We start from the raw sequence: 19,887 nt of genomic DNA on the forward strand, positions 1-19,887 counted from the left end.
TCACGTATCGAAAGGATGACCATGTCCAAAGAATTTGACGTCGTCGTGATCGGCGCAGGCCCCGGCGGCTATATCGCGGCGATCCGCGCGGCTCAGCTCGGCAAGTCGGTTGCCTGTATCGAAAAGTGGAAGAACCCGGCCGGCACGCTGAAGCTCGGCGGCACCTGCCTGAACGTCGGCTGCATCCCGTCGAAGGCGCTGCTCGCTTCGTCGGAAGAGTTCGAGAACGCCCAGCACCACCTGGTCGACCACGGCATCAGCGTGGGCGACGTGAGCATCGACGTGTCGAAGATGCTCGGCCGCAAGGAAGCCATCGTCGAGAAGATGACGAAGGGCATCGAATTCCTGTTCCGCAAGAACAAGATCACGTGGCTCAAGGGCCACGGCAAGTTCACCGGCAAGAACGACGCTGGCGTGCAGATCGAAGTCTCGGGCGAAGGCGAAACCGAAGTCGTGACGGCGAAGAACGTCATCATCGCCACGGGTTCGAAGGCTCGCCATCTGCCGGGCATGCCGGTCGACAACAAGATCATCGCCGACAACGAAGGCGCGCTCTCGTTCGACTCGGTGCCGAAGAAGCTGGCCGTGATCGGCGCAGGCGTGATCGGCCTGGAACTGGGTTCGGTGTGGCGCCGTCTGGGCGCGGAAGTGACCGTGCTCGAAGCGCTGCCGGAATTCCTCGGCGCCGCTGACCAGGCGCTCTCGAAGGAAGCTGCGAAGCTCTTCAAGAAGCAGGGTCTGGACATTCACGTCGGCGTGAAGGTGGGCGAAGTCAAGGCCACCGACAAGAACGTCACGATCAACTACACGGACAAGGACGGCAACGCGCAGGTGCTCGAAGCCGACCGCCTGATCGTGTCGGTTGGCCGCGTGCCGAACACCGATAACCTCGGTCTCGAAGCCATCGGCCTGAAGACCAACGAGCGTGGCTTCATCGACATCGACGACCACTGCGCAACGGCAGTGCCGAACGTGTACGCGATCGGCGACGTGGTGCGTGGCCCGATGCTCGCGCACAAGGCCGAAGACGAAGGCGTGCTGGTTGCCGAAATCATCGACGGCCAGAAGCCGCACATCGACTACAACTGCATTCCGTGGGTGATCTACACCGAACCGGAAATCGCATGGGTCGGCAAGACGGAACAGCAGCTCAAGGCCGAAGGCCGCGAGATCAAGACGGGCCAGTTCCCGTTCATGGCCAACGGCCGCGCGCTGGGCATCAACAAGGCCGATGGCTTTGTGAAGATGATCGCCGACGCGAAGACCGACGAGCTGCTCGGCGTGCACATCATCTCGGCGAACGCATCGGATCTGATCGCGGAAGCCGTGGTGGCGATGGAATTCAAGGCTGCCGCCGAAGACCTCGGCCGCATCTGCCATCCGCACCCGTCGCTGTCCGAAGTCATGCGCGAAGCGGCACTCGCTACCGACAAGCGCGCGCTCAATATGTAATGCATGAGGGCAGGGCGGCGGTGCAGTGAAGGCCGCGCCCGGCCTGACATACCTTGCGGTAGTTGCATCACGTACAGAGGCGGACGGGTTCGAAACCCGCTCCGCCTTTACTCATTTGTGGCCCACGAAATGAACGTCACCGAATACTACGAATCAGAACTGCAGAAACGGGGATACAAGCCGGATGCGGCGCAACGCGTCGCCATCGATCGACTGCAGCGCTGCTATGACGAGTGGGTCGAGTACAAATCGCGTCGCTCGAACGCGTTCTGGAAGCTGATCAATCGCCCCGACCTGCCGCGTGGCGTGTACATGTGGGGGGGCGTCGGGCGCGGCAAGAGCTTCCTGATGGACAGCTTCTATGCGGTCGTGCCGGTGCAGCGCAAGACGCGTCTGCATTTCCACGAATTCATGCGCGAAGTGCATCGCGAACTCGAAGAACTGAAGGGCCAGGCCGATCCGCTCGACGAACTCGCGCGTCGCATCGCCAAACGCTATCGCCTGATCTGTTTCGACGAATTCCACGTCTCCGATATCGCGGACGCGATGATTCTGTATCGCCTGCTTGACCGCCTGTTCTCCAACGGCGTGCAGTTCGTGATGACCTCCAACTACGATCCCGATCTGCTCTATCCGGACGGCCTGCATCGCGACCGCATGTTGCCCGCGATCGCGCTCATCAAGGAAAAGCTCGATGTCCTGAACGTCGATGCCGGAGTCGACTATCGCCAGCGCACGCTCGCGCAGGTCGAGGTCTATCACACGCCGCTGGGCGCGGCGGCGGACAAGGCGCTGCGCCACTCGTTCGCGGAGCTGGCCGCGGTGCCCGACGAAAGCCCGCTGCTGCGCATCGAAAAGCGCGAGCTCAAGGCATTGCGCAAGGCTGACGGGGTGGTGTGGTTCGACTTCGCCACGCTGTGCGGCGGCCCGCGCTCGCAGAACGACTACCTCGAACTGGCGAGCCGCTTCCATGCGGTGATTCTGTCGGACGTGCCACAGATGACGCCGCGCATGGCCTCCGAGGCGCGCCGCTTCACCTGGCTCATCGACGTGTTCTACGACCACAAGGTCAAGCTGCTGATGTCGGCGGCGGTGCCGCCCGAGGATCTCTATCCTGAAGGGCCGATGGCCAACGAATTCACGCGCACGGTCTCGCGTATCGTCGAAATGCAATCGAAAGAGTACCTGGAAACGCCGCGTCGTATCGTCGACACGACGCTGACCTGAGTCGTTCGGAGCGGGGGCGCAATGTCCCCGTCATCGCGAAATAGACGTCGAATCGTTTTTTCAAGATTCGGACTCGTCTGATATGGGCCGCCGGGTCAAGTCGATATCTTTTGTCAGGATCGTTTCCGACAAAGGAGTAGACCATGACCCCCCATCGCGATATTACCGAGGAAGAATGGCAGCGCGTCATGCCGCTGCTGCCCGAGTTGCGTCCGCGCTCGGAAATGCGCGGGCGTCCGCTTGCCAATACCCGCTCGGTGCTCAACGGCGTCCTGTGGGTCATGTATAGCGGCGCCACCTGGTCGGCCATGCCGCGCCGCTATCCCTCGTATCAAACCTGTCATCGGCGCTTCAAGGCGTGGCACGATGACGGCGTGCTCAAGCGCGTGATGGCCGAGCTGTTCGGCGAAGAGGGCGTCGTGCTGTGCGACACGATCGAGGCCCGTATGCGCAAGCATCTGAGCCGCGCGGAAAAAGCCGCCGCGCGCGTGCAGGAAGGCCTGCAGGCCGCGCCGCGTAATTCGCCGTTCAGTCCTGCCGTGGCGCAAGGCGTGTCGCCTTCGCTGGGTTATCGATCGGTGTATCGGCATACGGCGTGAATACGGCATGACCACGCTATAACGTCGCGCACCAATAAGCAAAGAGGCCGCCTTGCAACAAGGCGGCCTCTTTGCTTTCGGGGTGTTAAATCGTTGTCCGAATCATTATTGCTGGCGCACCCAGGTCTGCGAGCGCCCCAGCAGCGAGATGCCCATATAACCGCGCACGACCAGCTTCTGGCCGCCGTCTTCGGTGTGCATCTTGCAGCGATAGATCTTGCCGTTTTCCGGATCGAGGATGTTGCCGTCGTCCCATTCGTTGCCGGTCTTCTTCATGCCGTCGATGATCGTCATGCCAAGGATCAACTGATCCTTGCGCGAATCCGTGCAGGCGGTGCAACGGCGATCGGGCTGGTCGTTCGCACCCAGCCCCTTGATGACCTTGCCGGAGAGCGCGCCGCTGCCGTCGTCGCTGATCTGCACGAGCGCCTTCGGCTGGCCCGTGTGATCGTCGATGGTCTGCCACACGCCCACGGGCGAATTCGTTTGCGCGTGCGCGGCCACGACCGCGCCGAGCAGTGCGCCCGCGAGCGCGATTTGACGTGCCGCGCGCTTGAATGTCGGGTTGAATGCTTTCATCTGTCTTCCTCCACTGATGTTTATCTATGTGTGATGAACCGCTTCGCGCCGTGCCTTCCAGCTACTGCTGCGCACGACGGTCAGGGCAGGATACGCGAAAGCGCCGCGCGCGTTTGCGAGGAGAAACTCTAGTCGGCGGGCACGGCCGCGCACCGCACGGCGCGTGCCCGCTTGTCAAAGCGCTCGCTTGAATAGCGCGATCAATTGAGCTGATAGGAGAACGTCGCATTGAAGCGCGGACTGCGCGACGGGCTCTCGACGGGCGCATCGGCAAGCGCCTTCGCCACCGAAAGATCGACGCTGTAATAGCGCCCGTCGCTCAGCCGGAAACCAATCGACGCCGACGACAGCCGCGAAGGCGAGGGCGTGCCCGCATGCAGATAGACGCGCGCCATATCGAACGACACATAGGGCGTGAACGTCTGCAGCCACACCTGGCCGATCTTGAACGGGCGGTTGAGTTCGAGCGAATACGCCCAGCCCGAATCGCCCGATGCTTCGCCCGGCTGATAGCCCGCCGCGAAGCGCTGCGCGCCGAACGAAATCTGCTCGGAGGTCGGCAGCGAAACCGGGCTGTACTGTCCGATCACCGCCACCGTGGTGCCGAAACCCATCGGCCATTCGTTGCTCTGCGAGAAGGACGCGTTGGTGCGCACGAAATTCAGCGACGCCGGATTTTGCAGCGTGAGGCCTGCAATATTGGTATCGGCCGACTTCGACGCGCCAAGAATGTTGAATGCCTTCGCCACCGCGATGCTCGCCTTGCGCACCTGGCCGGTCTGCACGTCGGTGTAATCGGCCTGCAACTGGATCACGCGCACCTGCGACTTCAACCCGTATTGCAGGCCGTTGATGGTGTTGTGATAGCGGTCTTCGTCGTGCGTCGCGTAGGCGCTCACGGTGCCCACCACGCTGCGCGTATTGCTCAACAGCAGCGGATACGACAGCGCGCCGGTGATCTTGTCGCTGATGACGGTGCGCTCGACGTAGTTCGGCAGGCCGGGGTTGTCGGTCGGGTTGCCGCGATAGTGCGAGGCATCGACCTTCGCCATCAGGCCGTCGCTCGCAATCGGCACCGATGCGTGCGCGGCCAGATACGTGACGTTGTCGCGCCCCTTGGGCAGCAGCGCGGACACGCTCAGTTGCTCGCCGAACGGTGTCAGGCCGTTTTCGGTGAGCGTGAGCAGGCCCTGCACGCCGGGATGATTGAAGTCGATCCCGGTGCTGATGTCATAAGGCTTTTGCGTGGCGTCGAGTTCGAGCGTGGTCGCGCCGTCCGTGTTCGTGGGCGGCGGCACATTGGCCTTCACCTTGAGCCCCGGCAGCAAGCCCAGCACGTTGATATAGCGCTGGAACGTGGCGGTGCGCAGCGGCCGGTCTTCGACGATATGCGCGGCGATCGCACGCATCTTGTCTTCGAGCTTGCCGGGCTTGCCCGTCACCTTCACGTCGCCCACATAGCCTTCAACGACGGTGATGCGCACCACGCCGCCCGCGAAATCCTGCGCGGGAACGAACGCGAACGAGAGCGCATAGCCGCGCTCCTGATAGAGCTTCGTCACGTCGTTGGCCGTCTCGATGAGCTGGCCAATCGTGATGTCGTGGTTCGCCAGCGGCGCGAATCGCTTCACGACCTCGTCGAACGGAATCGATTTCACGCCCTCGACCTTGAAACTGGTCGGCGTGATATGCGTTGCGAGTAACTGCTGCAACTGCGGCGTCTGCTGTTGCACCTGCACCGTGACGTTCGGCGCTTTCTGCGGTGCGTTGACCTGAGGCAGTGCGTCGAGCGGGTTCCCTGCTACTGGATTACCGCCCGACGCCGGCCTTTGTTGTGCTACTGCCACCCCCGTCAAGCCGCTGCCCGCCATCACCCCCAACGCGGCGAGCACGGCCCATTCTGCGACTGCGCCTTTCATCGGACTACCCTCGGACTTGTCGGACGGCGCGCAGCGGTTCCCTGAAACCTCCGTTGCGCGCCGCCTCTTTCTGTCGCCTTTGCGGCGATCTGTGGCTCCCTGATTGCCTGTGTTTATTGTTCCTGCGGACTACGTACTACCTGTCCCTGTCCTGTCCGGGCCAGTCGTGGCGCGGTGTCTCTCTCCAGACCCCCGCGCCACGCAGCGCCCATGTTGCCCGATGATTGTTGCGCGCGCTACGGCAGCTTATGAAGCAAGCCGCTCAGTAGTCCCCCCGATGTACTCGTGCTGCCAGAACTGCTTGAAGACGTGCTGCCCGCGGTCGCGCCAAGCGCCCCCGTGACCGTGCCGACGATCACCGTGACCGGCTGCAGCAGCGAGCCCGTGCCGCTGGCCGTCGTGCTCGTTCCCGAGGTGCCGCCCGTCGCCGACGTCGCGGTGCCTGCCGCCGAAGTCGCCGTCGAGACCACGCCCGCGAGCAGCGTGCCGACCACCGGCACGCCCGACAGGCCGCTCGTGATCGCGCTCGTGCCGCCGGTGGTGCCGGTCAGGCCCGTGAGGGTGCCCAGCGGCGAGCTGCCCAGGCCGAGGCTCGCAACCACCGCGTTGAGCGGGCCGAGCGGGCCATTGGCGGCTGCGCCGGTCGGCGGGCCGCTGGCGACCAGCGCCGTGCTGCCGCCGACGAGGCTCGTGATCAGGCCGGGAATCGGCGCTGCGCCGTTCGCACCGTTCGGATTCACGAGGCCGCCTGCATTGGTGACGGTGTTGCCGAGCGCGCTGACCAGCGTGCCGACGTCCGCGCCGACTGGCGAGAGCGGCCCGAGTGCACCGCCCGCCGTCGATCCACCCGCCGTCGACGAGACTTTCGAGCCCGCCGTTTGCAGCGCGCCGCCCACTTGCGCGAGCAGACCCGAAACCGGCGTGCCGAGGCCTGTCGAGGTGCCGACTTGCTGCGTGACGAGGCCGGCCGTGGTGACGATCGGCGTGATCGCCGTGCTGAGCGGCTGCGTGATCTGCTGCACCGGCGCCGACGACAGCGCATTGCCGAGCATCTGGCCCGTGGCGTTGACGGTGTTGGCCGTCGTGTCGAGCGCCGAGGCGAGCGGCGTCGTGACCGGCGACAGCGGCGACAGCGGGCCGCTGCCGAGGCCGTTGACCGTGGTGGCGACGCCCTGGACTACGCCGCTCGTCGCGCTGACGACATTGCCGAGACCTGCGACGGTCGTGCCGACCGGGTTAGCCGTCGAGCCGGTCTGGCCGAGGCCGTTCGAGACTGCATCGGCGAGTGCGCCCGCAACGGTTCCGGTGCTCGACACCGTCTGGCCGAGGCCCGAAGTGACCTGCGAGCTGACGCCGCCGGGCAGGGTGGTGGAGCCGATCGCGTTGCCCAGGTCGCTGGTGGTCTTGGCGACCGTCGAGACGACGCCGGACGTGCCCGTCGAGCCGCTGGTGCTGCCGCCCGACGTCGATCCGCCCGTGGTCGAGCCGCTGGTGCCGGTGCCGCCGCTCGTCGAGCCGGTCGTGCTGGTGCCGGTGCCGCTGCTGCCGTCCGAACCCGTCGAAGCCGAGGGCGGCGTGTAGCTGCTGCCACCGCAGGCGGCGACGCTGCACGCCACGGCTGCGGCAAGCGCGCTCAGGCGCAGGGTGCGTACGAGCGTGGCGCTCGCGCTGGTTGCGTTGGTCGATTCGCTGGCGCGTTGCGCCGATTTAAGCTTGTTTTGAAGCGTGTAGATGCGGCTGGACATGACGCTGTCTCCTGATCGAATGGGGACGCTTGAACGGTGTAGTGGGCCGATTAGTGGGTCGACTAGTGAGCCGGTTGCCGGGATTACTTCTTGGCGCCGAGCAGGCCGCCTACGAGCGAAGTGAGGCCGGCGAGCGGGCCAGTCGTGCCGCTGCCCGAGGTGCCGCCCGTCAAGGAACTGAGCGAAAGCGCCGGCGTCGTGCTCGTGCTGCTCGATGAGCTGGACGTGCTGGTGGACTTCGCGCCTGCTGCGATACCTGCGCCAGCGACGATCGAGCCGCCTGCCGTGCCGACGCTGTTGACCGTGCTCGTGACCGCGCCGACGACGCCGCTCACGAGGCCCGTGACCGGAGCGAGCGCGCCGGTGCTGCCGCCGGTTGCCGAGGTCAGCGCGCTGGTTGCCGTCGTCAGTGCGCCCGTCACCGGTGCGAGCGGGTTGCTGCCGCCCGACGTCGCTGCCACGCCGACGCCTGCGCCGATGCCGATTGCCGCGCCGCCAGTCGAAGCGCCCGTCAGGCCACCCGTGAGGCTGCCCAGCAGGCCCGTGACCGGATTCGTGCCGCTGCCCGAGGTGCTGCCCGTCAGCAGGTTGCCGGCGGTGGCGACCGTCTTGCCCGTATCGGCGACGAGGTTGCCTACGCCGGTCGTGACGGGGTTCGAGCCGCCCGATTGCGCGACGAGCGCGCCGCCTTTTTGCAGGCCGCCGCCGAGCGTCTGCAGCAGACCTGCGACTGGCGCGCCCAGACCCGTTGCCGTGCCGACCGTTTGCGTGGTGTTGGCGACCACCGAAGTGATCGGCGTGATGGCCGAGCTGAGCGTCTGCGTGACCTGTTGCACCGGGCCGGTCGAAAGCGCGGTGGTGAGCGTGCTGCCGGCGTTCGTGACGGCGGTGCCGAGCGTGCTGACGGCCGTGCCCAGCGGCGTGGTGACGGCGGCAAGCGGAGCGAGCGGGCCGCTGCCGAGGCTCGTGACGAGCGCCCCCGTGCTGCTGACCGCCTTGCCCGCGTCGGCCACGACGCCGCCCGTGCTGGAGAGCGTGGTGCCGACCGGGTCGCTCGTTGCGCCGAGCTGGCCAAGACCGTTTGCGAGACCGCTGCCGAGCGTCGAGACGGCGTTGCCGACGTTCTGCACGATGCCGCCCGCGGCTTGCGTCGTTTGCGAACTTACGCCGGGCACCGATTGCGAAGCGATCGTGCTGCCCAGACCCGATACCGTCGAACCCACATCGCCGACGACCGTGCTGGACGTGTGCACGACCTGGCCGACTGCATTCGCGGCGGTGGCCGAACCGCTGCCGCTGCCACTGCCGCTACCACTGCCGCTGCCGTTCCCGCTGCCGCCGCTGCCGTTGTCGCCGGTGGTCGAGCCGCTGCCGCTGCCACTCGTGTTGCCGCTGCCGTCGCCGCTGCCCGTACCGGTGCCGCTGGTGCTGCCGCTGCCGTTGTCGGCGGTGGTGGTGCCGGAGCCCGTGCCGCTGTCGCTCGTGGTCGTGCTGCCGCTGGTGCTGCCGCTCGAACCGCTTGAGCCGCTGCCGTCGCCGCTCGTGCCGCCGCTCGTTTGCAGCGCGCCGCCACTGCCGGTGCCGCTGCTGAGCGATCCCGAACCGCCGCAGGCGGTCAGGGAAAGCAGCGTCGCGATGGTGGCCGCAATGGCCGTGAGGCGTACCGCCTGCGCGATGTTGTGGTTGTTCATGGTGTGCCCTCGTCTCGTATGGTGTGTGTGTTGTCTATGTGTTGTGTGCTCGGTTTGTCAGACCTGCGCCACCTACACTGCAACAGCTGTGCCAATTCGAAATCGCACACGAAAAACAACAGTTTTAAAGCGTGGAGGGTTTCGTCTAATCAAGGCGCGACAAGCCTTTGCCCGATCGTTTCGTCGAACGAATAAGACGATATAAAACGTGGGGTGACAGCGTGACGTGCGTTACGTCACGTAACGTGGCGCGCGTGGTGTTACGAACGCAGGGGGTAACGATGCGAGTGCTTATGCGAAATGGGAAATTGCATACGCATCGAATTGCCGCGAAACGCGCGGTGCTGCGTGCTCACGCGTTTTTATGCGTGAAAACGTTTGAGGTGGAAATGGTTTGCGACTCCTGAATAGTTTGGGTAATGGTTTATCCGGAGTCAGAGTTAAAACGCATATGCCGATAATGATGTTACGTCCCGTCCGTTGCGTAACGAACGATTGCGTAACGAATTCGGTTACGCTATAAAAAACGCACTGGGCACAAAACAACACAAAACAGAGCTGCACGTTGGCAAGTCCGAGGGGAATGCTTACGATTCGGCCATCGTTGTTGGCGGACTGTCATGAGTCCGTGGACCGGATGTGTCGACGCAATCCAAGCGGCATACGCAGGCGTCGATGCAGAACAGCGTGAGAGCGCTATAAAAGAGAGAGGGCCGAAAATGAACAAGCTGTTGAAGCATTTCTTGAAGTCGGAAGACGGGGTCACTGCGCTGGAATATGGGCTCATCGCCGGGCTCATTGCCGTTGTCATCGCCGTGAGTGTGGGCAAGCTCGGAACCCAGCTTGACCAGGTCTTTACGTACATCACGTCGCAGATCTCGTCGGCGTAACGCTGGCAGGACGAATGACGCGCGGCGCGATCGCAGTTGGCGATCACGCCAATTCATTCAGTTAAACGTAGCAGTTGCGCTTCACGTGCGCCGTTGATCCGGCACGCGTGGTGTGGCTGCACGTCTATCCGCGATGACCTCATTGATCTTCAGCCTCGCGTTTGTCGCGTGGGCGGTGACCGTTGCCGTCTGCGACTGCCGCGCACGTCGCGTGCCAAACAAGCTGGTCGGCGCCGGTCTGTGCGTCGCGCTCGCGGCATCGTTCATGCACGCGGGGCCCGCCCATCTCAGCCTGTTCTCCTCGCTTGCCGCGGCGGCGGTGGGGCTGGCCGCACTCATGCCTTTCTTCGTGCTCGGCATGATGGGCGCGGGCGACGTGAAGGTCTTCGCGGTGCTCGGCGCGTGGTGTGGAATGCAGCCGCTGCTCGATCTGTGGATTGTCGCGAGCATCGCCGCGCTCGCTCATGCACTCGTCAGGCTGATCGTACTGCGCATGCGATCGCAAGTATTTGTAGGACGCCAAACTAATGATGTGGCGCCGGGAGGGTGGCGCGGAACGCCTTTCGCCGCCTGCCTCATGGCGCCCGCACTCGGATGGCTTGCGTTCCAGGCGATGACCGGAGGCCTGCGATGAAGACGCATGCGTCCAATCGTCTGGTGCGCAAGGGAAGCGGCGCGCGTCGCGACCGTCAGCGCGGCGTGGCCGCCATCGAGTTCGCGCTTGCGTTCCCGCTTTTCTTCGCGATTCTCTACGGGATCGTGATGTACAGCATGATGTTTCTCGTGCAGCACAGCTTGACTTCAGCCGCCGCTGAAGGCGCACGTGCGGCGCTGGTCTACCAGAACGCGACGACCGTCTCGGGGGCGCTTACCAGCCGCGGCACGGCGGCTTGCGCGCGCGCGCTTGCGGTCGTGAGCTGGCTCACGCAGCCGCCGACATGCAACCAGACTGTCAGCACCGCGCCGGCTGGATGCTCCGACAACGCCGCCATGGACTGCGTGCAGATCACGCTGTCTTACGGATGGAAGGCGAACCCGCTCGTGCCGCCCTTGCCATTGATGAACCTGCTTGCGCCGACCTGGCTAACCGGTCAGGCCACGGTGCAGATCGATCCGGTGAACATCCTGTGATGACTGCGCCCAACATCGCCGCCCATTTACTGCTTCGCTCGCCGCGCGCGTCGCGTGGCGTGCATCCTGTACGCATCCGGAATCATCGTTGATGGCCAACCTGACAAAAATTGCCGCAGGACTCCTGATTGCCGCCGCGCTCGTGCTCGGCCTGTTCGCGGTCATGCTCGCGCGCCGCGCGCCGGCGCCGCAACCGGCCGTGCAGCCGGTAAGCAGCACGCAAGCGCTCACGCCGGTCGTCGTGGCGACGCGCACGCTGCCCGCCGGCCAGCCGATTCCCGCAGACGCGCTGAGGGTGCAGCCGCTGCCGATCCATCCGATTGGTTCCGTGAACGACAGCGCGCTGGTGGCAGGCCGCGTGCCGCTCGCCGATATCGCCGCCGATACGCCGGTGCTCGACCAGCAGCTCTCGTCCAGCCTCGCGGCGAGTCTGGCGCCGGGTGAGCGCGCCGTGGCCGTTCGCGTCGATGAGACCAACGCGGTGGGCAACCACCTGCACGCGGGCAACTATGTGGACGTGTTTTTCACGCTGCGCCGCGATGGCAATGGCGCAGGCGCAGGAACGGGGGAGGTGGGGCGCACCCAGGCGCGTCTGCTGATTTCGAAGGCGCGTGTACTCGTATTCGGCGCGCAGGCCGACGATGGTGCGGCGGGCTCACAGCGCACGACGAACTTCGGCACGCAAAACGCGGTGCCGCGCACCGCGGTGCTGGCCGTGCCCGTCACCCAGGTTGACCGGCTTTCGCTCGCGCAAAGCCAGGGACAGCTGATCCTCGCGCTGCGTAATCCGACTGACGACGAGCAGGTCGATCCGGACGCATTTGGCCCGCAGCCCGGTGTTCTCAAGGTGGTGTCGAAGGCGCAACCGGATGGGACGACGCGCGCGGCCGCCGGTATCGCGCTCGACCAACTGGCGGGCGGCAGCAACAGCGGCAGCGCACCGAAGCCGGTCGTGCAGGCCGCACCGCATCCGGTGGGCGCGCCCGCACGCGGTGGACTGGAAGTGATACGGGGTGGGCGAGCCGAGACGGTCGCCTGGTAAGTGAAAAAAGAGCACCGCGCATGACGCGGCTGCCTACGAGAGAAGCAGGAACACGATGACGATAACGAGGAAACTCGCCGTGGCGGTGGCCGCGTCCGCTTGCGCCGGCGGTCTCGCACTTGCCACTTTGCCCGGTTGGGCTGCGCCGCCTGCGCGCGCCGGCGTTGCGCAGGAGCCGCTGCCGTCGAGCTTCGACATCGCGGTGGGCGAACAGCGCACGTTGCCGGTGATGGGCACGCTTACGCGCGTCGCCGTCGGCGATCCGTCGGTGGCCGATGTACTGGTCATTCGCGGCGACCGGCGCGGTGGACTGCTGCTCGTCGGTAAAGGTGCGGGCACAACCAATGTGATGGTGTGGGAGAGCGGCGTGCAGCGGACTTTCACCGTCAACGTGACGACCAATGCGGCGCGCGCGCTGCTGGGCCCCGGCACGCCCGACGTGAAGGTGCTGGGCGGCACCGCGATCATTACCGGCAGCGCCGCGACCATGGAGCAGCATCAGCGCGCCGTCGCGGCGGCCGAGGGCTCGGTGGGCGCAAGCGGCAGGGGCGGCAGCGCCAAGGGGGGCGGCGGTGGCAAGGGCGCCCAGGACGCGGGCGGCGGCGACGCAACGGTGCTCGACAACTCGACGATTGCAACGCGCGCGGTCGTCCAGGTCGATGTACGGGTGGTGGAATTCAGCCGTACCGTGCTCAAGGAAATCGGCTTTAACTTTTTCCGCCAGAACAACGGCTTTTCGTTCGGCTCGTTTACGCCGACGTCGATCACCTCGTCGAGCACCGGTTCGACGGGTTCTTCGGTGACGGCAGGCCTGCCGATCGCGTCGGCGTTCAACCTGGTGTTCTCGTCGGCGTCGCATGGCCTGTTTGCCGACCTGAGCCTGATGGAGACGAACAACCTCGCGCGCGTGCTGGCCGAGCCGACGCTCGTCGCGCTCTCGGGCCAGAGCGCGAGCTTCCTCGCGGGCGGCGAGATTCCAGTGCCGGTGCCCCAGGCGCTTGGCTCGACCTCGATCGAGTACAAGCCCTATGGCATTGGCCTTTCGCTCACGCCGACGGTGCTTTCGCCGCAGCGCATTGCGCTGAAGGTCGCGCCGGAGGCGAGCCAGCTCGACTACTCCAATGCCGTGACGATCAGCGGCGTGTCGGTGCCCGCGATCACGACGCGGCGTACCGAAACGACCGTCGAACTCGGCGATGGCGAAAGCTTCGTGATTGGCGGCCTGATCGATCGCGAGACGGCGTCGAATGTGAACAAGGTGCCGCTGCTGGGCGACCTGCCGGTGATCGGCGCCTTCTTCAAGCAGTTGAGTTACCAGCAGAACGAGAAGGAACTGGTGATCGTGGTCACGCCGCATCTGGTGTCGCCGCTCGCGAAGGACGCGAAGCTGCCGACGACGCCGGGCGAGCTGTCCGAACAGCGCAACGCGCCGGTATGGCGCTCGCTGCTGGGCGGAGCGGCTGCACGTGAGCCGGTGCCGGGATTTTCGCCTTGAAGTAACGCAGGAGATCGCAGCGCAAGCCTGAGTGCCTGCGCCGATCACCACTGATTCACATGGCTTTTGCAGCGCAACCGCGCTCGCAAAGGCTGACGGGAGCCTGTGATGAATGCGAGAGCGCACTTGATGAATCAATCCACCGTGGCGGATTCGTTCGTCTTCGCTTCGGCGAATGACGCACACACGCGCTGGCTGGCGCAGACGCTCTTTCCGGCAGGCAAGGTCGAGTCGGTCGCGCTCGATCCCGCGCTGGTCGCGCAGCGTATTTCCCAGCACATGCCATCGCTGCTGCTGGTGGACTTTTCTCAGGGGCGCGGCGCCATCGCGAGCGCGGTGGCCGCTGCGGCGCACGCTGCCTTTCCCGGCTTGCAGGTGGTCGCGCTCGGCACGCTCAGCGAGCCGGAAAGCGCGCTGTCCGCGCTGCGCGCCGGCGTACGCGATTTCGTCGACGTAGCCGGAGACGGTGAGGATGCCTTAAGAATCGTCAAGCAGGTGCTCGACAACCGCGTCGAGCCCGTGAGCCGCCATGGCCGCCTCACGGTGCTGCTCGGTGCGCGTGCGGGCATGGGCGTGACGACGCTGGCCGCCAGTCTCGGGGCGATGCTCGCGCGCAAGGGCGCACCGACCAATCGCCACGCCGCGCTGCTCGACCTTGGCTTGCCTGCGGGCGACGGCGCGCTGCTGCTCAACGCGGACAACGGCTTCAATTTCGTCGACGCCGTGCGCAACCTGAACCGTTTCGACCAGACCTTCGTGCATACGGCGCTCGCGCGTCACGAAAGCGGTCTTGCGCTCACCACGCTGCCCGCCGATCTCAGCGCGTTCCGCGAAGTGTCGTTTCAGTCGGCGGTGGCGCTGCTCACGCGTCTGCGCGCGTTTTTCGACCAGCAGCTCGTCGACATGGGCGGCTTCAGCAACAGCGAATTCGTCGCCGAAGTTGCGCAAAGCGCCGATCAGGTCTGGCTCGTCTGCGACCAGAGCGTCGCGTCGATCGTCGCGGCGTCGCGTCAGCTCGAAATGCTGCGCGAAGCCGGGGTGGAGAACGATCATCTGCGCCTCGTGCTCAACCAGTACGAAGCGGAAATCGACCTGAGCGCCGCGCAGATCGCCGAGCGCCTGGGCATCGATCTCGCCGGGGCATTGCCCGCGCGCCGCGTGGCGCTGTGCCAGGCCGCCAATCGCGGCCAACTGCTGGTGGACAGCGCGCCGCGCGATCCTTATGTGCGCGCGCTGGAAGCGCTCGCGCAGCAACTCGACGGCATGCGCTCGCGCACGCCCAACAAGCTGGACGCGCTGCGGCGTCCGTTGCGCGGTCTTTTCCCTCACTCATCGAAGCGTTCGTAGACCATGGCGGATAACATCGAGTTTGCCGACGACGCGCCGCTGTTCGCGCATAGCCAGCAGTTCCAGGACATCAAGAACGCGGCGCACGAGCACCTGCTCACGCGGATCGAGGAACTGGGCGCTGAATTTGGCCGCTGGTCGCGTCACGCGATCAACCAGTTCGTCGATCTGGAAATTGACAGTTTCGTGCGGCTGCGCCACATCCCGATCAACGAAAGCGAGGTGCGCGCGATTGCCGAGGCGCTCACCAAGGAGCTCGCGGGCTTCGGGCCGATCGAGGATCTGCTGGGCGACCCGGCCGTCGAAGACATCCTGATCAACGGCTATAACGACGTGTACGTGTCGCGGCACGGCATTCTCGCCAAGATCCCCGTGCGCTTTTCCGACAACGCGCATCTGCTGCGGATCGTACGGCGCATTCTCGCGCCCATTGGCCGGCGTCTGGACGAATCGAATCCGATGGTCGATGCGCGCCTGCCCGACGGCGGCCGTATCAACGTGGTGATCGAACCGCTGTCGCTGGCGGGCCCGATCGTCTCGATCCGCAAGTTCCGCAAAGACCCGCTGCGTCCCGACGATCTGGTCAGCAACGGCACCTTCGGCACCGAGATCGGCGCGCTGTTCGAAGCGGCGGTGCAGGCGCGCTGCAATATCCTGGTGTCGGGCGGCACGAGTTCGGGCAAGACCTCGCTGCTCAACGCGCTGGCCTTCTACATTCCCGATGTCGAGCGCGTCGTGACGATCGAGGACACGGCCGAGCTTTCGCTCAATCACCCGCACGTCGTGCGCCTCGAAACCCGCCCGGGCGGCTTCGACGGCGTGGGCGTGGTGACGATCCGCGACCTGTTGCGCAACACGCTGCGGATGCGCCCCGACCGCATCATCGTGGGCGAAGTGCGCGGCGGCGAAGTGCTCGAAATGCTGCAGGCGATGAACACCGGCCACGATGGCTCGATGGCGACGGTGCACGCGTCGTCGCCGCGCGAATGCCTCTATCGGCTGGAAATGCTCGCGGGCTTCGCGGGTTTTCAGGGCACCGAAAGCAGCCTGCGCCGCCAGATCGCCAACGCAATCGACTTCATCGTGCAGATCGGCCGGCTGTCCAACGGACGCCGCCGGATTCTTTCGGTTACCGAAGTAACGGGCCTCGCCGACAATATCATCGCGACCCAGGAGCTATATCGCTACGAGCCCGCCATGACGCCCGACGGCGAAGAAGTCGACCGCTGGGATTCGCTCGGCATCCATCCGCATTCGCCCAAGCTGGCGCGCTTCCGCCAGGCCGTGTCGGCATCGTCGAATTTTGGCTTCGGCGGCGGGCGTGATGGAGGATTCAATGTCTAGCCTGCTCGTGCTCGCCGCAGGGCTCGCGCTGCTGTGCGCGGGCGGCGGGCTGATGCTCTGGCAGCGTGCGCAGCAGCGCACGTCGCGCGAGCGCGTGTCGCGCTTCGTCGACAGCAGGGTGGCGGCTGCCAGCCAGGGGGCGGCGGGTGCGTCCGTGGGTGCGCTCGGTGCGGGCGGCTTCGGCGGTTCGGCCGGACAAGGTGTCGCGCCGAGGAACGACGCCATGCGCGCGGCGTATGTCGGCGGCAGTGCATCGACGCGCGGCGGGGCGGTCGCGAACGGCGCCGCGGCGAATGCTGCCCCGGCCTCGACCTTGCAGCGCTGGCGCTTGCGGCTGGCGCTCGCGTTCCAGCACACCCTGAGCCGCGCGGGCATCGTCGATGCGCGCAAGCCGCTCGCCTTCATCGGCTTCCTCGCGCTTGCGCTGACGTTGTGGGCCTTCATACTCGCCGGCGCGGCGGCGGCCATCGCGATGCTGGTGGCCGTGGTGGCCAGCGTCGCGTTTGCGCTGTCGTTGCGCATGCAACGGCGTCGCCAGCGGCTCGTGACGCAATTGCCGTCGTTCCTGGATGGCATCGTGCGCCTGATCGTGCTCGGCAACAGCGTGCCCGCCGCGTTCCAGGCAGCGCTGCTGACGACCGAAGCGCCGCTGCGCGAGTGTCTCGATCATGTTTCGCGCATGCTGCGCTCCGGCGTCGAAATCGATCGCGCGCTGCATCAGGTGTCGCAGGTCTATCGCACCAGGGAACTCGAACTGGTGGGCGCGGTGCTGCGCCTTTCCGTGCGCTACGGCGGACGCGCCGACGTGATGCTCGAACGCATGGCGACCTTCATGCGCGATCTCGAACAGGCGCAGCGCGAACTGACGGCGATGTCGGCCGAAACGCGCCTCTCGGCCTGGGTGCTCGCCGTGTTGCCGCTGGGCATTGCCGGCTTTCTCATCGCGACGAACCCGGTGTATTTCGGCTCGATGTGGAACGACGATGGCGGGCGCAAGCTGGTCTACCTGGCGGCGGGCCTGCAGGTGTGCGGCGCGTTCCTGCTGCATCGCCTCACGCGCCTCAAGGGGGTGCTATGAGCCCGGACACGCTCGAAGTGTTCGCACTGCTGCTAGCGGCGCTCGGTGTTGCGCTGCTTGCGGCATTGGCTTGCCAGCGCATCGTGGCGGCGCGCAAGAGTACGCGCACGCTCGAACAGGCCATGGCGCGCACGGTGGCTCAAGCGTCGACAGGTGCAGCGGCAGCGCCGGCGAATGCGGGCCGCTCCACGCAAGTCGGCAACGCCGCGCAGTCCGCCAACGGCAGCGTCGACACGCCTCCCGGCGTACGCAAGCGATCAGGATTGCCAGGCATGATCGACGCGCTCGGCACTCGCGGCGTGCGCTGGCTCGACTCGCCGTTCGGCAAGCTGGTCGTCGCCGATGAAGACCGTCGCCTGATCGAACAATGCGGTTACGTTGATCCGCGCGCGCGCGGCCTGTACTGCATCATTCGGCTCGCCTGCGCATTTATCGTCGCCTGCCTGGGCATGTGGTACGCCTTCGCGCACGACGACAAGCCCGTGCTCTTTGGCGCGATCGGCTTGCTGCTGGGCTTTTTCTTGCCGAAGGTGTTCATTGGGCGACGTGCGCACGCGCGTCTCGAATCGGTCGCCGACGAATTGCCGATGCTCGTCGACCTGCTGCGTCTGCTGCAAGGCGTCGGTCTGTCGCTCGACCAGAGCCTGCAAGTGCTGATCAATGAGTTTCGCCTCGTGCTGCCGGTGCTGGCGGGCGAAATGGAAATCGCGCAGCGTCAGTTCGTGACAGGCCGCACGCGCGAACAGTCGCTGCAGCGGATGGCGTCGACCTATGAAAACGAGGATCTGCGCGCGGTCATCCGCCTGCTCGTGCAGGTCGATAAACACGGTGGGGCGGTGCAGGAACCGCTCAAGCAGTTCGGCGACCGGCTGCGCGATGTGCGTCGCGCCACGCTGCGCGAGCGCATCGGCAAGATGACGGTGCGCATGACTGGCGTGATGGTGGTGACGCTCTTGCCCGCGCTGCTGATCGTCACCGCAGGCCCCGGCATCATCGCCGTCCTGCATTCGCTTTCGCAGATTCATCGTTGAGGCCCAACGTCGGAATGCCATGAATACGGCCGGAATCATCATGAAGAATTTCACTGTTTTGACGCGTCGCGCGCGCGCCGTGGCGGGCTGCGTCGGCGTAGCCGCGTCGCTGGCCGCGTGCGGCACGCCGCAAGGGTATGGCGTCGGCGCGCAGGCGCAGGCCGAGATGCAGATGCGCGCGGCGACCAGCAAGGATTCGACGCCGGACACGCCCAGCATGTACCTCGGGCTGATTTCCCGGATGCAGGCGGAAGGGCTCTATTACGCGTCGCTCGCGCACATCGACGCGTTCGAACGCCAGTACGGCAAGACGCCCGATTCGATCGTGCTGCGCGCAGACGCCTTGCGCGCGACCGGCCAGGCGGGCGCGAGCGCCGCGTGTTACACGCAGCTGCTCGACACGCCGCTGGCGGCGCGGGGTCATCGCGGCCTCGGTTTGCTGGCGGGCGGAGCGGGCGATTTCCGCAAGGCCGCGCAGGAGCTCGATGAAGCGTCGGTGCTCGACCCGACCGACGCGACCACGCTGTCCGATCTCGGCTATGCGCTGCTGCGCGACGGCGACGTGGCGCAGGCGCGCGTGCCGTTGCTCAAGGCGCTCGAACTGGATCCGCATAACGCGAAGATCGTCGCGAACGTGGCGCTGCTGTTCGAGGCGAGCGGCAGCGATGCCGATGCGCAATCGATGATGGCGCAGCAAGGTTTGCCTGCCGCCGCGCGGGCGGCGGTCATGAGCGATGCGCAGAAGGTACGCGATGTGCAGCGTGCGCGCGAAGTCGCGCAGCAGCGCGAAACGATGCAACAGCAGGCGCAGCGCGTCGCGAAGATCGCCGCCATACCGGCGCCGCGCGCGCTGGCGAGTTCGCAGGGTAGCTGGCCGGGCAGCGATGTCCAGCCGCGTCTGGTAGACCGATTCGCGCAATGAAGATGTCCGCGCGTCGGCACGCCCGCGCCATACGGGGAGAGACGATGAAAACAAACCACATTGAGAATACGTTGTTCGCGGCACGACTCGGCAAGGCGATGTTTGCGGCCGCGGCGCTCGCGCTCGCCATGATGCCTGCCGCCCGGGCGCAAAGCGCCAGCGTGCCCGACACCGAAATCGGCCATTCGACCCAGGCATGGCTCGAACTCCAGCGCAGCAACGCCCAGTCCGCGCCCGAGCTGCCGATGCTCGGCGCCGAAGCGGGCTACGCCTGGCAGCGCTACATGAAGTCCTTCGACACGGCCATTCCGGCCAGCTTCGGATCGACGATGCAGTCCGGCGGCGCCCAGGGCGGCGGCAGCGGGTCGGGATCGTCGGGCGGCGGCGCTTACTGA

General features: G+C 65.8%; 18 protein-coding genes. 14 read left to right on the forward strand and 4 right to left on the reverse strand.

What is annotated here, in order from left to right; all coding sequences use genetic code 11:
• Positions 1 to 21 precede the first annotated feature (21 nt).
• From lpdA to BBA01S_RS21485, 3 genes are all read left to right on the forward strand, one after another.
• A complete protein-coding gene (lpdA, locus tag BBA01S_RS21475) occupies positions 22 to 1,452 on the forward strand; it encodes a dihydrolipoyl dehydrogenase (protein WP_027818255.1) in 1,431 nt (476 codons plus the stop codon).
• Positions 1,453 to 1,581: 129 nt separating this feature from the next.
• The gene (gene zapE / locus BBA01S_RS21480; protein WP_027818256.1) at positions 1,582 to 2,679 is read left to right on the forward strand and encodes a cell division protein ZapE; all 1,098 of its coding nucleotides are present in this window, start codon (positions 1,582 to 1,584) and stop codon (positions 2,677 to 2,679) included.
• A 143-nt stretch (positions 2,680 to 2,822) separates the two neighbouring features.
• On the forward strand, positions 2,823 to 3,278 hold the full coding sequence (locus tag BBA01S_RS21485; RefSeq protein ID WP_027818257.1) for a transposase: 456 nt from the start codon (positions 2,823 to 2,825) through the stop codon (positions 3,276 to 3,278).
• 105 nt (positions 3,279 to 3,383) lie between these two features.
• Here BBA01S_RS21485 and BBA01S_RS21490 read toward each other — a convergent pair whose 3' ends face one another.
• The 4 genes from BBA01S_RS21490 to BBA01S_RS21505 all read right to left on the reverse strand — a co-directional run bounded on the left by BBA01S_RS21490 (position 3,384) and on the right by BBA01S_RS21505 (position 9,212).
• Positions 3,384 to 3,857 carry a DUF2147 domain-containing protein gene (locus BBA01S_RS21490; RefSeq protein ID WP_042297649.1) on the reverse strand — a complete coding sequence of 158 codons (474 nt, stop codon included), beginning with the start codon at positions 3,855 to 3,857 and terminating at the stop codon, positions 3,384 to 3,386.
• A gap of 200 nt (positions 3,858 to 4,057) precedes the next feature.
• The gene (locus BBA01S_RS21495) at positions 4,058 to 5,776 is read right to left on the reverse strand and encodes a ShlB/FhaC/HecB family hemolysin secretion/activation protein (protein WP_027818259.1); all 1,719 of its coding nucleotides are present in this window, start codon (positions 5,774 to 5,776) and stop codon (positions 4,058 to 4,060) included.
• 236 nt (positions 5,777 to 6,012) lie between these two features.
• Positions 6,013 to 7,521: a collagen-like triple helix repeat-containing protein gene (locus BBA01S_RS42105; RefSeq protein WP_042297650.1), complete on the reverse strand. Its 1,509-nt coding sequence runs from the start codon at positions 7,519 to 7,521 to the stop codon at positions 6,013 to 6,015.
• A gap of 83 nt (positions 7,522 to 7,604) precedes the next feature.
• Positions 7,605 to 9,212, reverse strand: coding sequence for a collagen-like triple helix repeat-containing protein (locus BBA01S_RS21505; protein WP_027818260.1), 1,608 nt, complete (start codon positions 9,210 to 9,212; stop codon positions 7,605 to 7,607).
• Positions 9,213 to 9,910: 698 nt separating this feature from the next.
• On the opposite strand from BBA01S_RS21505, the gene BBA01S_RS45495 reads away from it, so the two are divergent.
• The 11 genes from BBA01S_RS45495 to BBA01S_RS21565 all read left to right on the forward strand — a co-directional run bounded on the left by BBA01S_RS45495 (position 9,911) and on the right by BBA01S_RS21565 (position 19,887).
• Entirely contained in the window at positions 9,911 to 10,102 is a 192-nt protein-coding gene (locus tag BBA01S_RS45495; protein WP_027818261.1) for a Flp family type IVb pilin, read from the forward strand.
• Between the two features lie 133 nt (positions 10,103 to 10,235).
• Positions 10,236 to 10,736, forward strand: coding sequence for an A24 family peptidase (locus BBA01S_RS21520; protein WP_027818262.1), 501 nt, complete (start codon positions 10,236 to 10,238; stop codon positions 10,734 to 10,736).
• Positions 10,733 to 11,233 (forward strand): TadE/TadG family type IV pilus assembly protein, encoded by a 501-nt coding sequence (locus BBA01S_RS21525; RefSeq protein ID WP_042297652.1) that lies wholly within the window; start codon positions 10,733 to 10,735, stop codon positions 11,231 to 11,233. Before BBA01S_RS21520 ends, BBA01S_RS21525 begins: the two co-directional genes overlap by 4 nt.
• Before the next feature lie 91 nt (positions 11,234 to 11,324).
• Positions 11,325 to 12,275, forward strand: a complete 951-nt coding sequence (cpaB, locus tag BBA01S_RS21530) for a Flp pilus assembly protein CpaB (protein WP_027818264.1) — start codon at positions 11,325 to 11,327, stop codon at positions 12,273 to 12,275.
• A gap of 55 nt (positions 12,276 to 12,330) precedes the next feature.
• Positions 12,331 to 13,770, forward strand: a complete 1,440-nt coding sequence (locus BBA01S_RS21535; RefSeq protein ID WP_042297653.1) for a type II and III secretion system protein family protein — start codon at positions 12,331 to 12,333, stop codon at positions 13,768 to 13,770.
• A 108-nt stretch (positions 13,771 to 13,878) separates the two neighbouring features.
• Entirely contained in the window at positions 13,879 to 15,117 is a 1,239-nt protein-coding gene (locus BBA01S_RS21540; RefSeq protein ID WP_027818266.1) for a P-loop NTPase family protein, read from the forward strand.
• Between the two features lie 3 nt (positions 15,118 to 15,120).
• A complete protein-coding gene (locus BBA01S_RS21545) occupies positions 15,121 to 16,461 on the forward strand; it encodes a CpaF family protein (RefSeq protein ID WP_027818267.1) in 1,341 nt (446 codons plus the stop codon).
• Entirely contained in the window at positions 16,454 to 17,539 is a 1,086-nt protein-coding gene (locus BBA01S_RS21550; protein ID WP_027818268.1) for a type II secretion system F family protein, read from the forward strand. Before BBA01S_RS21545 ends, BBA01S_RS21550 begins: the two co-directional genes overlap by 8 nt.
• Positions 17,536 to 18,570 carry a type II secretion system F family protein gene (locus BBA01S_RS21555; RefSeq protein WP_027818269.1) on the forward strand — a complete coding sequence of 345 codons (1,035 nt, stop codon included), beginning with the start codon at positions 17,536 to 17,538 and terminating at the stop codon, positions 18,568 to 18,570. The genes BBA01S_RS21550 and BBA01S_RS21555 overlap by 4 nt, the downstream gene beginning before the upstream one ends.
• 40 nt (positions 18,571 to 18,610) lie before the next feature.
• On the forward strand, positions 18,611 to 19,492 hold the full coding sequence (locus BBA01S_RS21560; protein ID WP_027818270.1) for a tetratricopeptide repeat protein: 882 nt from the start codon (positions 18,611 to 18,613) through the stop codon (positions 19,490 to 19,492).
• Positions 19,493 to 19,536: 44 nt separating this feature from the next.
• On the forward strand, positions 19,537 to 19,887 hold the full coding sequence (locus BBA01S_RS21565; protein ID WP_027818271.1) for a DUF3613 domain-containing protein: 351 nt from the start codon (positions 19,537 to 19,539) through the stop codon (positions 19,885 to 19,887).

Origin of the sequence: Paraburkholderia bannensis NBRC 103871, from assembly GCF_000685015.1 — a bacterium.
Taxonomy (GTDB): Bacteria; Pseudomonadota; Gammaproteobacteria; order Burkholderiales; family Burkholderiaceae; genus Paraburkholderia; species Paraburkholderia bannensis.